Below are 13,724 nucleotides of genomic sequence, written 5' to 3' on the forward strand. Positions count from 1 at the left end.
TCTCCTCACCGGTCCCAACTGGAAGTGGCGCTGGGCGTGCAATCCCCGCCTTTCACCCAGCAAGTCTGCCCTTCGCTGTTGAGTTTGAGATTGCCATCCCCCGCCATGCCCGCGCCGGAGTGGGGCGTGGCGGTGATCAGATAGCTCTGATGATCATTGCTGGTGGCCACCTGGACGTTGTAATAGGCGTCTCCGGCCAGGCCGCCGGCTGTCGCGCCCTCATAGGAAAAATGGCGGGCCCGGTAGGTTTCCAGCGATGCCGCCAGGTCCATCAGCTTGCCCTGGTATTCGGCCCGACGGGTACTTTTTACTTGCTCGGTGTAGCTCGGGTAGGCGATGGCGGCGAGGATCGCCACCACCACCACCACGATCATCAGTTCGATCAGCGTGAAGCCGGCCATGGGATTCCGGGTCATCCGGTTCATGGTGCCGTCCCCCCTTGCTCAGGTGGGAAATAGGCGTTGGCGTCGTTCTTTTCCATGGGATACCAGCGGCGTTTGCGGAACAGGTTGTAGTTCATGCCGTCATCGCCGATAAACTCCAGTCCCACGTTAAAGGACACGCCACTGCCGCCCTCATCGTCATCACCGCCGCCATCACCATCACCGGGCGTGCCACCGTCGGTGATCACCGGCACCACGCCCGGCGGGATCGCGGAGGTAATCAGCTTGGTGCCGTCCCAGGAAGCCTCGCCATCGTTGGTGAAGGACGCCGGCTCCCCGGTGATCATGTCCGCTCGATAGGCATAAGCCTCACCGTAACGCACCACACAGGGATCATCGTCCTGGTCCGCATTGGTGGGCACGTAAGTGGTGAACATCACCGAATTCTGATAGATGCTCGGGGAAGACAATACCTTTTCACCGGAACGCAAGAAGGTCACGTACCACCCCTTCGAGGACGCGGACGGGTCACTGCTACGGGCATTGCGCAGCTCGCTCATGGTAATCACGTCGGGTTGATTGGTATTTTTAAAGGTGCCGTCGGCGAACATGAAGAAGCCTTCCTCCGTGTCCTCGTCCAGAGGGTGGGCCCGGTAGCCTGAGCCGACGGCCACATACAGCGTCTCCCGCAAGCCATCGCGCACATAACCGATGGCGGGCGCTTCATAAAAGCGGCGGTGCTCGCTGTCACCGAAATTGGCCAACCGAACCACGCCCTTCACCAGCGAACCGGCACCGTCGTTGTTATTGTCAAGATTGACGCGGAACACCTGCCCCCCAAGGTCGGCGAAGTAGAGGTGGTCCGCCAGACCATCCAATCGGCCATTCTTCAGGTCCACCACGGCGATGCCTCCCGGCACCGACCATTTCATGCTTTCCACCGTTGTATGGGCGACGCCGGCATTGGCGTCGGCACCGGCGGACCAAATCAATTCACCGGTTTCCGCGTCGACCATGTAGATGCCATTGCCGACACTGTCCTTCGCCGCTCTTTGGCCAGCGGTATCATGATGTTCGGCGTCGTAACCACCGCCAAACACCAGTACCGTTTTCACTTCACCGTCGATACGTACCCGGGTGATGGTCGGCGTGGACCAGGTCTGCCCCAGTCGCTCGAATCCGCTACTGGCATTGGCGCCGCTCTCATCCTTGCCCTGGATCCGCCACATCAGCTCCGGGCTGCTTATGGACGACACATCCAGACCGTAATAGGCGTTCCCGCCCCGGCGCATGCCTCCGAAAATCCACACCTTGTCGGCGTCGCCGTTCTCCTTGGCGGTGCGATAGGCCACCCACGAACCGTCCATACCGTAGGGATCGCGGGTATTGTCCTCCCGCAAATCGGGGGAGCGGACAAAATCATATGCTTTCCTAAGCATGCGGTCCGGCATGAACGTGAATTTCTCACGGCCGTCATCGGTATCGATGGCGTGCAACATGCCGCCATTGGTGGATACGAAGAGATAGTTCTCCTGGCCGTCCACGTCATTGGCGTTAGCCCCCAGTTCATAGTTCACCAGCAGCGGCACACTATGCATGGGATCCGCCCAGAGTGTGTTCAAGGCATTGTAGACTTTCAGCTTGGTATCAAACTCCGGCACCGGATTGTTGTCCGGAATTCCCATTTGCGCGGGTTGAAGAATCGTTTCCACCCGATTTTCGGTGAGCCAGTCGCCGCCGCCGTTATCACTGTTATTGCCCACATAGATCTTGCGGTCCTGATATTGATCGTTTCTGCCACGAGCACCACCTTTGGTGACATCCGGGCCATCAGCTTCCGTGGGCGTCCAATAACTCCAGGCCGAATCGCGAAAATAGCCGGTGCTGGCATCCACCGCGGAGGCACCATTCTTATCCACGACTTCACTGCCGTCCTTGCGATAACGTTTCAAATTGCCGGGCCAGACCGAACTTTTAGAGGGCTTGAAAACGGCATAATAAAGCTGATTCAGATGCTCCAGCCGATTGTTCTGGTTTACCGCCACACCCGGCGAAGTAATGGTTTGGGAGTCTTCCGCTATCAGATTGAGGATGTCATTGAACTCGGCGGCCAGTTCTTCGGCATCGTTGGCAAGACGAACCCTCTCCGTGCCACCGGCAACCGCCACCGAAGTCATGTTCCTTACCTGGGATGAAGTCGCGCTGACACCAAAGGCCACCTGCCAGGTCTTTACCGCACGCTCCTGACCATTGTTCTCGCTCGCCAACCACCCGGCCAGTTGTTCCTGACAACTGTATGAACCGTTGCAATACCCTCCGGCGATATTTCTCACCGAATCGTAGTCGCTGTCCCGAGTCGGGTCCCCATCGGTCATGACGATGATGTGGTTGCTTTCACACTGATTATTGATGTTCATCGGCGATTGATAACTATCATCGCTGACCCAGTCCCATTGGCGACAACTACCGTTGGATCGATAGCGCACACATTGATAGTGCATGTTCACCGCCACCTGGGGTTTGTCCTGGGAGGCTTCCCCATACACGGCGTAAGTGGTCGGACTCATCCCCATCATGTAGCGAGCCATCTCTGAATACGCCTCCATGGTGGGCGTATTCGAGGTGCCCGAAAGGCCGTTCACCAAAGACTTGACCTCGCCGCGAGCGGTGCTGTCCATGTCACTGACCGGATAGAAGACATAGCCGCCGTAACCATTGCTGTCGTACCCGCCATTGAACTTGCCAACGCCCACGCGGACCCCTTCGCCCAGGCCGTCGATAACCTCGGTGAAGGCGGTTTTCAACTGCGACATCTTGGTCGGACTACCCTGCTCCATACTCCCCGAGGTATCGATCAGGAACAGTACATTGGCGATCTGTTCGTTCTCGTCATTGCCGACACCGGCGCGGGAGAAATAGATTTCCGTATCGTCCGCGTAAAGCGGCGTCGGCGCCAACGACAAGGCAACCAGTAACAGGCCTGACTTGAAAATATTCTCGAGCATGACTCCCCCCCGCTCGTGCTTATTCGTGCTTAGTTTTCCGTGTCCACGTTAAAGTCGGACGATGACACCATCCCGCGTTTCAAGGCTTCCAACATGTGATGGTTGCCCATTGAAAAGTCATCAATCTCCGCCTCACCGAGAATCTCGAAGGTGAAGTCAACCACCAGAGTGTTGTTGCCGGACATGCTCAGTTGCCCTCCGGATACCGCCCTCATCCCCTCCTGGCGAATCCGTGACCCCGCTCGTACCAGCCCTCTTGAATCCATACTGTCCGTGCTGGTGCAGGCCCTGGTCGCCGCCGTCGTGGCGCCACCCACCAGGCAGCGTTGTCCCACCGTCCCGGCCAGGAACGGCTGCAGTTGCGCACTGCTCATGCCATACAGGGCGCTGAAAGCTTCATTCACTGCCGACTCGGCTCCTTCAAAAGCCATCGCATCCACCTGAGTGCCAGTGGCGATCTTGCTGCTGAACATGCTGGTTTTCATGGCGGTGATACCCAGGATCGAGACGATCACGAGAATCATCAGGGCGACCAGAAGAGCGGCCCCACGCTGCGATTGATAGTGTGTTATCGGCATCATCAGATCACATCCCAGGGATAATTCCGGATAGCGACGGTGGAAAAGAACTGACGGCGTAGCGTTCTACCCGCGCTGACGTCGACCTCCCGATCCAGTATGTAAAAGGTCTGATCCTGCTCGCCGCCGCCAAGCACCGGCAGATCGGCTTCCATCAGCAGGCCGATCTTCACCGCCACGATCCGGCTTTGATCCACATCGGCGCTGGCCAGCACTTCGTCGGCGCTCAGGTACTGAGAGGCGAAGGCAATGCCGTCGGTGGTCTGATCCACGCCATAGAGCACCTGGAAGCTCTTTATCCCCCGCAACAGGACGACTCCGTTTGAAGCACCACTCTGGTTCCCACGGCAATAAAGCTCGTCATCGTTATCGCCCCCCACCCAGTAGGTGTTGACGATTTCCGTCATAACGCCCGCTCCATTGCCCTGGCAATCCAACTCGCCATGGTAGGCAAGGGTGAGGCGATCGCTGTCGGCACCGCCGTCGCTCCCCGGCGGAATGGCGGACCCACCGGTTACCGCGCTGCTGGCATCCAGAATGATGCCTGGCATGAAAGTGGCACTGACAGCGTCGCTCATATTGCCCGCCAGGCGCACATCCTGGTTGATAAAACGCATGGCCAGATCACCCTGCTCCTGTATCCGGGCCATGTTCTGTTGCAGTGAGAACGTCCGTTGGTTGGTGGAAAACAGAGAAATCGCGGCGCCGGTAATGATCAGTCCCAGCACCATGGCCACCATGAGTTCCACCAGGCTGAAACCGGTCTGTTGTTGATGTGTGCCAAACAGCCTCATCGTGTCACCTCCATCACCACGCACTTGGCGCTGTCATCGGTATTAATGTTGCCGCCGTCGACACAGCCGCCGAGAGCCTGGTCTCCCCAGGCCACCACCACGCAACTGGTCAGGGTGGTGCCACTATCGCAGGGCTGTACCCGGATCTTGCCGGCGGGCAACAAGTTTCCCGCCTGCCAGCGCAGGGTATTGCGGTCCCAGGCCGACATCTGATCACTGTCACACGAGCTTGCCATGCAGTTCGGATTGGAAGGCGGCGCCTCGCCCAGGGCACCGGCCCCCGTATCCCAGCTGTTTTGCTGAAGATAGGTGGAGCGGGCTTGCGGATTGGCAACGATGCGTTCCAATGCGTCCCGTGCCAACGCCGTGGCCTGGGAACGAATATTGGCGTCCTCGGTGCTCTTCAAGGCATTGAGCTGCAGTCCGGCATAGCCAAGCACGCCGATGGCCAGTACCAACAACGCCACCAGGATCTCCACCATGCCGACGCCGCTTTGCCGTTCTCGGGAAATGTGCATGGCGCCCCCCTAGCTGCAGGTCAGCGGTTTGTTTTGAAGATCGCCGAAGCGCCCCAGGGAGATCTCCCGGCCGGTCTCGCCGGTACGGTCATCGCACACCTCGAAGGTCGCGTCGTTGTCCACCCGGCCGGAGCGGTCGAACACCAGTTCTGTCACACCGCTGTTTTCCGTGACACTGACGCCTTCTCCGGCGGAAAAGGTCTGGTTCTGCTCAACCGCGCCAACGCCATAATCCAGCTCCCAGCCGTTGCTCCAGTCCGCCGGCGATCCCAACGGTTTGAGCTTCACGTCACGACGGGCACTCACCGCCTGGGAACGGGCGGTATTGAGCGCGGTGATCAGATCCGAAGTAGTGGAGCGCAGCGCATTGCTGGCGATGACGTTCTGAAATGACGGCACGGCGATGGCCAGCAGAATGCCCGCGACCATGATCCCCAACATCAGTTCGATAATGGTGAAACCGCCGTTGTCCCCACGAGTGCCGGCCACGTCTTCCCCCAAATAAGTGAACTCGGTGTCGACACTCTAGCGATTGCAAAACAGGCGACAAGCACGCTCGGACAAGCGGTAGCCCGCCTGTACCGAACGGCTCGAACACTTGAGGGAATGGGGGTTTTATATGTGATTAAATTCACACAAAAAAAGCGCAAATCTCATTTCAGGCATACCTGTCCTGAGTGTCCGTCAAAGCATCCATGACAGGTTTAAAAAGAGGGTGTCAGGCGCGCAACGCCTTGGGCATGGAAAAGCTGATGTTCTCCTCGCGGCCGGGGATTTCCTCCGCGCTTTCCCCTCCCAGTTCGCGCAACCGGCTGACCACCTGATGCACCAGCTCTTCCGGAGCGCTGGCGCCGGCGGTGACGCCAACCGCTTTCTTGCCTTGCAGCCAGGCGGCATCAATCATGGCCGGATCATCCAGAAGATACGCTTCGGTACCGCAACGTTCCGCCAGTTCCTTCAGACGGTTGGAGTTGGAGCTGTTCACCGAGCCCACCACCAGGACCAGATCGCATTCCAGCGCTAACTGACGCACCGCGTCCTGGCGGTTGGTGGTGGCGTAGCAGATATCCTCGCGCTTGGGGCCGAGGATATTGGGGAAACGTGCCCGCAAGGCATCAATGATGCGGGCGGTGTCGTCCACGCTGAGCGTGGTCTGGGTGACGAACGCCAGATAGTCCGGGTTGGTGACTTCCAGCGTGGCCACGTCGTCTTCGCTTTCCACCAGGTACATACGCCCTCCCTTGGAGGTGTCGTACTGCCCCATGGTGCCTTCCACCTCGGGATGGCCGGCGTGGCCGATCAGCACCGCTTCCCGCCCCTCGCGGGCATAACGGATCACTTCCATATGCACTTTGGTAACCAGCGGACAAGTGGCGTCGAACACCTTCAGGGCCCGCTGCTCGGCCTCTTCCTGTACCACCCGGGAGACACCGTGGGCACTGAAAATAACGATGGCGTCGTCCGGCACCTCATGCAGTTCCTCGACGAAGACCGCGCCCCGATCACGCAATCCATCCACCACGAAACGGTTGTGGACCACTTCATGGCGCACGTAAACCGGCGGCCCGAACACGTCCAGGGCACGGTTGACGATGGCGATGGCGCGATCGACGCCAGCACAGAAACCACGGGGATTGGCGAGACGAATATCCATAAGAGCCAGTTTACAGTTGATAGTGGACAGTTGACAGCGTAAGAGACAAGTCGATCCATGCGTTTTCTGTGGGAGCGTGTTTGCACAGCGGCTAAAGATCACCTGTTTTTGTTTTTTGTCTTTCCGCTGTCAACTGTCCACTATCAACTGTCAACTCAGTTTCACTGTTTGTTCCGGAGCATCGTGCTCGACACGGACGATCTCGACCTCAAAGGTCAGTTCGCGACCGGCCAGGGGATGGTTGAAATCCACCGTCACCCATTGCTCATCCAGGGCGCTGACCACGCCGGGCAGCTCGGCGCCGGCGGCGTCGGCGAAGTTCATCACCGTGCCTACTTCCATGCCATCGGGAGCGGCAAAAGTGTCACGGCGGAAATGCTGCACATTCTGCTCGTTGTACTCGCCAAACCCCGACTGGGCATCGATGAAGACACTGCGCCGGTCTCCGGCTTTGAGGCCGAGAATGGCACGCTCGAAACCAGGCAACAAGGAGCCATCACCCCAGACAAAAGTAGCCGGCTCACCACCGAAAGTGCTGTCCATCTCCGTGCCGTCCATCAAGCGCACGGCGAAATGCAGGGTGATGCGGGTTTGCGGCCCGACGCGCAACTCATCGTTCATGGCGGCCACGCCCTCCCAGGATCATGTCGAGAATGATCAGGCCGGCACCGATGGTGATGGCGGTATCGGCCAGATTGAACGCAGGAAAGTGCCAGCCAGCCCAATGGAAATCGAGGAAATCCACCACATGGCCCAGCACGATCCGGTCATACAGGTTACCCAGGGCTCCGGCCAGAATCAGGGCCAGCCCCGCGCCTTGCAAACGCTCATCGCGAAGCCGCGCCAGCCAGACCAGGATCAACACGGACGCACCCAGCGCCACCAACGTGAAGAACCAGCGCTGCCAGCCACCGGCCTCGGCCAGAAAGCTGAAGGCGGCGCCGGTATTGTAGGCCAGGGTGAGATTAAAGAACGGCAGCACTTCCAACCGTTCGAACAAATCGAAACGAGCCACGACCATGTGCTTGGTGATCTGGTCCAGAACGATCGCCAGAGCGCTCAGCCAGAGCCAGCCGAGCTGGCCCGGCAGTCCCCTGGTGCTGGCTTTCGTCATGCTCGCGCTATTCGTATCGCGCCCGCCGCCGGCCTCATGCATAGCAACGCTCCTCGCCGGAACCATCCACGTTGCTGATGCAACGGCCACACAGTTCCGGATGTTCGGCGTGGCTGCCCACATCCTCACGGTGATGCCAGCAACGGGCGCATTTACTGTGGGCGGACGCCACCACCTGTACTTTGAGCCCCTCCACCGCACTGGCCTCGAGCCCTTCCGGCGCTTCCGACAGGGGCTTGAGGGTGGCGGTGGAGGTGATGGTGACGAAGCGCAGCTCTTCGCCCAGTTGCTCCAGCAATGCCCGCAGTTCCGGAGTGACGAACAGCGTGGCTTCGGCGGCCAGGTTGGCGCGCAGTTCCTTGCGGTTGCGCGCCTCCTCAATGGCTTTGTTCACCGCCTGTTTGACCGCCTGGACCTGTTCCCAGAACGCCATACCCATGGCCTCGTCGCCGGCCAGGGGGAACAGTCCCTCGAACCAGGTGGTGAGGAATACGGATTCGGGACGACCCTCGCCGGGCAGGTGCTCGAAAATCTCCTCGGCGGTGAAGCTGAGGATCGGTGCCATCCAACGCACCAGCGCCTGGGCGATCAGATAAAGCGCGCTCTGGCAGGAGCGGCGCGCCACCGAATCTTCCCGGGTGGTGTATTGGCGGTCCTTGATGATATCCAGATAAAAACCGCCCAGTTCCAGCGCGCAGAAATGATGCAGACGCTGATAGACCAGGTGGAATTGGTAGCTTTCGTACAGTTCACGCAGTTCATCCTGCAGCTGCGCGGTGCGGGCCACGGCCCAGCGATCCAGCGCCAGCATGTCCTCCGCCGCCACTTGATGCCGGGACGGGTCGAAACCGTTCAGGTTGGAGAGCAGGAACCTCGCAGTATTGCGAATCCGCCGGTAGCTGTCCGCCACTTGCTTGAAGATGGTTTTGGAGACCGTCATCTCACCGCGATAATCGGTGGAGGCGATCCACAAGCGCAGGATGTCGGCGCCCAGATCGTTCCAGACCTCCTGGGGCGCGATCACGTTGCCCAGGGACTTGGACATTTTCCGACCCTGCTCGTCCACGGTGAAGCCGTGGGTAAGCACGCCCTTGTAGGGGGCCTTGCCACGCATGGCGACACCAGTGAGCAGCGAGGACTGGAACCAGCCGCGATGCTGATCCGAGCCTTCCAGGTACAGGTCCGCCGGCACCGTCAGTTCCGGGCGCTGCTCCAGCACCGAGAAATGGGTGGTGCCGGAATCGAACCAGACGTCCAGGACGTCGGTGACCTTGGTATAACGTTCAGCGTCCTCACCGAGCAACTCCGCCGGGTCCAGCTCGAACCACGCCTCGATACCGCGCTGTTCCACCCGCTTCGCTACCTCTTCGATCAGACGCGGCGTTTCCGGATGTGGCTCCGAGGTATCGCGGTCCACGAACAAAGCGATCGGCACCCCCCAGGTCCGTTGCCGGGAAATGCACCAATCCGGGCGGTCACGCAGCATGCCCTCGATACGAGCCTTGCCCCAGTCAGGGATCCACTGCACCCGATCCACCTCGGCACGGGCCTGCTCCAGCAGATCGCCTTTTTCCATGGCGATGAACCATTGCGCGGTGCTGCGGAAAATGATCGGCGTCTTGTGGCGCCAGCAATGCGGGTAGCTGTGTGTAATGGTCTGCAAGGCCATTAATGCATCGGCGGCTTCCAGCGCCTCGATCACCGGACCGTTGGCCTTGTTCACATGCAAACCGCCAACCACCGGCAGATCGGCGCGGAACACGCCGTTGTCCTGCACTGGAGAGTCCACTTCCAGGCCATAACGCTGGCCCACCAGGAAGTCGTCCTCACCGTGTCCTGGCGCGGTATGCACACAGCCGGTACCGGCGTCGGTGGTGACGTGCTCGCCGAGCACCACCGGCACCTGGCGGTCCAGGAACGGATGCGCCAGCACCAGGTTTTCCAGCACTTGTCCCTGGAACACCGCGGAGCGGATCACATCCTGCAAATCAAAGCGTTCGATCACCGCGTCGGCCAGAGCCTCGGCCACCACCAACTGACGGTGTTTGCCATTCTGGGTGCCGTCCAGCAACACGTATTCCAGCTCCGGATGCACCGCCACCGCCTGGTTGGCGGGCAACGTCCAGGGCGTGGTGGTCCAGATCACCAGAGCCGGTTGCTCCGCCGGTACACCAGAGCGGGCGGTGAAGTCCGCCGGGTCCACCACGGCGAAGGCGACGTCGATGGCCGGAGACTTTTTGTCCTGGTATTCCACTTCCGCTTCCGCCAACGCGGAAGCGCAGTCCAGACACCAGTGCACCGGCTTGAAGCCCTTGGTAAGCAGTCCCTTGTCGACGATCTTGCCGAGCGCGCGAATGATGTTCGCCTCGGTGCCGTAGTTCATGGTCAGATAGGGATGTTCCCAGTCCCCGAACACACCAAGACGGATGAAATCCGCTTTCTGCAGTTCCAGTTGCTCGGCGGCGTAGGCCCGGCATTCCTCACGGAAGGTGCGCGCGTCCACCTTATGGCCGGCCTTGCCCACCTTCTGCTCCACCTTGTGTTCGATGGGCAGCCCGTGGCAGTCCCAGCCCGGCACATAGGGCGCGTCGAAGCCCTCGAAACCGCGCGCCTTGACGATGATGTCCTTGAGCACCTTGTTGATGGAGTGGCCGATATGAATCACGCCATTGGCGTAGGGAGGACCATCATGCAACACGAACTTGGGCCGGCCTGCGGCGGCGGCCCGCATCTTGCGATACAGGTTAATTCGACCCCACTGCTCCAGTCGCCGGGGTTCGCGCTGGGCCAGACCCGCCTTCATGGGGAAGTCGGTGTGGGGAAGATTCAGTGTCGCCTTGTAGTCGGTCATGATGTCCCTTGGAAATAGGTTTCGACTTGTTGCACATCCCGCTGAATCGCGGCTTTCAGTTCATCCAGACTGGCGAACCTCTCCTCCGGGCGCACGAAGTGGTGAAAGTGCACCGTCAGGTGAGCGCCATACAGATCCCCCTGGAAATCCAGCAGATGGACCTCCAGGCGGTTTTCCACGCCGTTGACCGTGGGCCGGGTCCCCACGTTGGCCGCTCCGGTCTGCCCCTCGAGACCCGCCCCGTCCACCGTCACGGCATAAATGCCCTGCACTGGCGGAACCTGCCGCTTGAGCGCCAGATTCACCGTGGGCAGTTGCAGCGTCCGGCCGATCTTGTCGCCGTGGCGGACCCGGCCGCTGATATCGTAGGGGCGACCCAGCAGTTGCTCCACCAGGGCGAAGTCGCCGGCCGCCAGCGCCGATCGCACCCGGGTGCTGGAGACCCGCTCACCGGTCATCTGGCAGGTGGCGGTGTCGCGGACCTGGAAGCCAAAGCGTTCGCCGGCCTGTTCCAGATAGGCGAAGTCCCCCAGCCGGCCACGGCCGAAGCGAAAATCATCCCCGACCACCAGATACTCGACGGCGAGGCCGTCGACCAGGATGTCACGGACGAATTGTTCAGCTTCCAGGTTACGGAAGGCGTCATTGAAACGCACGCACAGCACCTGATCGACGCCGTAACGGGCCAGGGTAATCAGCTTGTCCCGCAGGTTCATCAGACGGGCCGGGGCCTGGTCACCGAGGAAAAACTCCTGCGGCTGCGGCTCGAACAACATCACCGTGGCCAGGGCGCCACGGGCCCGGGCCTCGGCCACCACTTTATCCAGGATGCGCTGATGCCCACGGTGCACACCATCGAAATTGCCGATAGTGGCCACACAGCCACGATGGGCCGGCCTTAAATTGTGCACGCCACGAATCAGTCGCATTCGGTCCTCACTGCCCGCCCCCGCCGGCGGCCCATCGGCCATGCCCCAGAGGTAAAAGAGGGCAGATTATAGGAATCATCGGCGCAAGTGGCGAGGCCTGAGGCCAAGAACCAGCAGCACCAGGCCATAAACCGCCAACCCGGCCACCACCACCAGCGCCAGCCAGCCCGCTCTTTCACCAACCCCACCGACCAGCCAGACGCCGGCGTGCCGCGCCAGCAGCCCGGTCACCGCCGCCATGGCCAGCCCCGCCACCAGCATCCGCACCCAGTGCCACCCCCACCCCTTGCCGGGGCGGTACACGCCGGAGCGGCGCAGCCCGAAGTACAGCAGGCCGGCATTCAGCCAGGCGGACAGCGCCGTGGCCAGGGCCAGGCCGGCATGCTGCAAGTGCCAGACCAGCGCCAGATTGAAGACCATGTTGGCGATCATGGCGATGATGCCAATCTTGACCGGGGTGCGGGTATCCTGCCGGGCGAAATAACCCGGTGCCAGAATTTTGATCAACATGAAGGCCGCCAATCCCAGACTGTAGGCGCGCAACGACCGCGCCGCCATCTCCACGTCCCGAACACCGAATTCACCGTGCCGGAACAGGGTGGACAACAGCGGCTCGGCCAGCACCGCCAAGGCCAGGGCCGCCGGGACACCCACCAGCAGCACCAGGCGCAACGCCCAATCCAGAGTGCGTGAAAAGGCCTCGGAGGAGGCGGAAGCATGCTTGGCGGACAGACTGGGCAGAATCACAGTGCCAATGGCGATGGCCAGCACTCCCAGCGGCAGTTCCACCAGCCGGTCGGAGTAATACAGCCAGGTCACCGAACCGGTCTGCAGCAATGACGCCAGCACCGTATCCAGCAGCAGGTTGATCTGGCTGACCGACACTCCGAACAGGGCGGGCGCCATCAGCGCCAGGATGCGTCGCACTCCGGGATCACGCCAACCCATGCGCGGCACCGGCAGCAAGTGCAGCCGGGCCAGGAAAGGCAGTTGGAATAACAGTTGGACGACCCCGGCGGCCAGCACGCCCCAGGCCAGCGCCACCGCCATCCGCCCCTCGGCGAAATGAGGCGCCAGGAACAGGGCACTGCCGATCAGACACAGATTCAACAATACCGGAGTAAAGGCCGGCACCGCGAACCGGCTCCAGGTGTTCAACAAGGCCCCGGCAAAGGCGGTGAGTGCGATAAAGAACAAGTACGGGAAAGTCAGCCGCAGCATCTCCACCGCCAGCGCCCGCTTGTGGGGGTCGTCGCCGAAACCCGGGGCGAACAGCCAGATCAGCAGCGGCGCCCCCACCACCCCGATCGACGTCACCAACGCCAGGGTGCCGCCGAGAGTACCGGCCACCCGATCGATCAGCGCTTTGCTGGCGGCGGCGCTGCCACGCTCTTTATATTCGCTGAGCACGGGCACGAAAGCCTGATTGAAGGCCCCTTCGGCGAACAGCCGGCGCAGGAAATTGGGAATCCGGAAGGCCACGAAAAACGCGTCGGTGCCAGCGGAGGAACCCAGCAGACGGGCCAGCACCACGTCCCGAACCAGCCCCAGCACCCGGGAGAGCATGGTCATGGCGCTGACCACCACGGTGGACGCCAGCAAACCGCCCTGTTTGCCCGGTTCAGGCGCGCCGGTTTCGCCTTGATCCGCCCGTTGCTCCATTCATGGTCTCCCCATTCGCTGGCACACTTACACGCCGATTCGCTGCCAAGGCAGCTTCCCACAGCCACTTCGCAGTTCCCGCCGCGGGCAGATGTCCGGGGAAGCCGTTGGAACCATCCGGCCTCCCCAAAGCCGGGCAAGCGTAGCGAATGCACCGCCGGGGCGCCAGTTCCCATTGACAAGCGCGTTTCGGATAGGCATAGTTGCGCGTCTTTAAAACCCATGGCCGCTTGCAG

The 13,724-nt window shown here is 61.0% G+C and carries 12 protein-coding genes; all 12 read right to left on the bottom strand.

What is annotated here, in order from left to right; translation table 11 throughout:
• Nucleotides 1–5 precede the first annotated feature (5 nt).
• Nucleotides 6–425 (bottom strand): type IV pilin protein, encoded by a 420-nt coding sequence (locus E0L37_RS16750; protein WP_133492846.1) that lies wholly within the window; start codon nucleotides 423–425, stop codon nucleotides 6–8.
• A complete protein-coding gene (locus tag E0L37_RS16755; RefSeq protein ID WP_133492847.1) occupies nucleotides 422–3,388 on the bottom strand; it encodes a PilC/PilY family type IV pilus protein in 2,967 nt (988 codons plus the stop codon). The genes E0L37_RS16750 and E0L37_RS16755 overlap by 4 nt, the downstream gene beginning before the upstream one ends.
• A gap of 29 nt (nucleotides 3,389–3,417) precedes the next feature.
• Nucleotides 3,418–3,969, bottom strand: a complete 552-nt coding sequence (locus E0L37_RS16760) for a PilX N-terminal domain-containing pilus assembly protein (RefSeq protein ID WP_133492848.1) — start codon at nucleotides 3,967–3,969, stop codon at nucleotides 3,418–3,420.
• Nucleotides 3,969–4,760 carry a PilW family protein gene (locus E0L37_RS16765; protein WP_133492849.1) on the bottom strand — a complete coding sequence of 264 codons (792 nt, stop codon included), beginning with the start codon at nucleotides 4,758–4,760 and terminating at the stop codon, nucleotides 3,969–3,971. Before E0L37_RS16765 ends, E0L37_RS16760 begins: the two co-directional genes overlap by 1 nt.
• The gene (pilV, locus tag E0L37_RS16770; RefSeq protein ID WP_133492850.1) at nucleotides 4,757–5,278 is read right to left on the bottom strand and encodes a type IV pilus modification protein PilV; all 522 of its coding nucleotides are present in this window, start codon (nucleotides 5,276–5,278) and stop codon (nucleotides 4,757–4,759) included. The genes E0L37_RS16765 and pilV overlap by 4 nt, the downstream gene beginning before the upstream one ends.
• A 9-nt stretch (nucleotides 5,279–5,287) precedes the next feature.
• Nucleotides 5,288–5,767: a GspH/FimT family pseudopilin gene (locus E0L37_RS16775; RefSeq protein WP_236564112.1), complete on the bottom strand. Its 480-nt coding sequence runs from the start codon at nucleotides 5,765–5,767 to the stop codon at nucleotides 5,288–5,290.
• Between the two features lie 229 nt (nucleotides 5,768–5,996).
• Nucleotides 5,997–6,932 carry a 4-hydroxy-3-methylbut-2-enyl diphosphate reductase gene (ispH, locus tag E0L37_RS16780; RefSeq protein WP_022996670.1) on the bottom strand — a complete coding sequence of 312 codons (936 nt, stop codon included), beginning with the start codon at nucleotides 6,930–6,932 and terminating at the stop codon, nucleotides 5,997–5,999.
• 150 nt (nucleotides 6,933–7,082) lie between these two features.
• Complete coding sequence (fkpB, locus tag E0L37_RS16785) at nucleotides 7,083–7,553, bottom strand: FKBP-type peptidyl-prolyl cis-trans isomerase (RefSeq protein ID WP_133492851.1); 471 nt, start codon at nucleotides 7,551–7,553, stop codon at nucleotides 7,083–7,085.
• Nucleotides 7,543–8,046, bottom strand: a complete 504-nt coding sequence (gene lspA, locus E0L37_RS16790; RefSeq protein ID WP_133492852.1) for a signal peptidase II — start codon at nucleotides 8,044–8,046, stop codon at nucleotides 7,543–7,545. Before lspA ends, fkpB begins: the two co-directional genes overlap by 11 nt.
• 34 nt (nucleotides 8,047–8,080) lie before the next feature.
• Nucleotides 8,081–10,897 carry an isoleucine--tRNA ligase gene (ileS, locus tag E0L37_RS16795; protein ID WP_133492853.1) on the bottom strand — a complete coding sequence of 939 codons (2,817 nt, stop codon included), beginning with the start codon at nucleotides 10,895–10,897 and terminating at the stop codon, nucleotides 8,081–8,083.
• The gene (ribF, locus tag E0L37_RS16800; RefSeq protein ID WP_133492854.1) at nucleotides 10,894–11,826 is read right to left on the bottom strand and encodes a bifunctional riboflavin kinase/FAD synthetase; all 933 of its coding nucleotides are present in this window, start codon (nucleotides 11,824–11,826) and stop codon (nucleotides 10,894–10,896) included. Before ribF ends, ileS begins: the two co-directional genes overlap by 4 nt.
• Nucleotides 11,827–11,901: 75 nt before the next feature.
• The gene (gene murJ / locus E0L37_RS16805; protein WP_133492855.1) at nucleotides 11,902–13,488 is read right to left on the bottom strand and encodes a murein biosynthesis integral membrane protein MurJ; all 1,587 of its coding nucleotides are present in this window, start codon (nucleotides 13,486–13,488) and stop codon (nucleotides 11,902–11,904) included.
• Between the last annotated feature and the right edge of the window lie 236 nt (nucleotides 13,489–13,724).

Origin of the sequence: Alcanivorax sp. 24, from assembly GCF_004360225.1 — a bacterium.
Lineage (GTDB): Bacteria > Pseudomonadota > Gammaproteobacteria > Pseudomonadales > Alcanivoracaceae > Alloalcanivorax > Alloalcanivorax xiamenensis.

Coding starts and splice junctions, on each gene's coding strand:
- E0L37_RS16750 (WP_133492846.1), bottom strand. CDS start 425: ATGAACCGGATGACCCGGAATCCCATGGCCGGCTTCACGCTGATCGAA.
- E0L37_RS16755 (WP_133492847.1), bottom strand. CDS start 3,388: ATGCTCGAGAATATTTTCAAGTCAGGCCTGTTACTGGTTGCCTTGTCG.
- E0L37_RS16760 (WP_133492848.1), bottom strand. CDS start 3,969: ATGATGCCGATAACACACTATCAATCGCAGCGTGGGGCCGCTCTTCTG.
- E0L37_RS16765 (WP_133492849.1), bottom strand. CDS start 4,760: ATGAGGCTGTTTGGCACACATCAACAACAGACCGGTTTCAGCCTGGTG.
- pilV (WP_133492850.1), bottom strand. CDS start 5,278: ATGCACATTTCCCGAGAACGGCAAAGCGGCGTCGGCATGGTGGAGATC.
- ispH (WP_022996670.1), bottom strand. CDS start 6,932: ATGGATATTCGTCTCGCCAATCCCCGTGGTTTCTGTGCTGGCGTCGAT.
- fkpB (WP_133492851.1), bottom strand. CDS start 7,553: ATGAACGATGAGTTGCGCGTCGGGCCGCAAACCCGCATCACCCTGCAT.
- lspA (WP_133492852.1), bottom strand. CDS start 8,046: ATGACGAAAGCCAGCACCAGGGGACTGCCGGGCCAGCTCGGCTGGCTC.
- ileS (WP_133492853.1), bottom strand. CDS start 10,897: ATGACCGACTACAAGGCGACACTGAATCTTCCCCACACCGACTTCCCC.
- ribF (WP_133492854.1), bottom strand. CDS start 11,826: ATGCGACTGATTCGTGGCGTGCACAATTTAAGGCCGGCCCATCGTGGC.
- murJ (WP_133492855.1), bottom strand. CDS start 13,488: ATGGAGCAACGGGCGGATCAAGGCGAAACCGGCGCGCCTGAACCGGGC.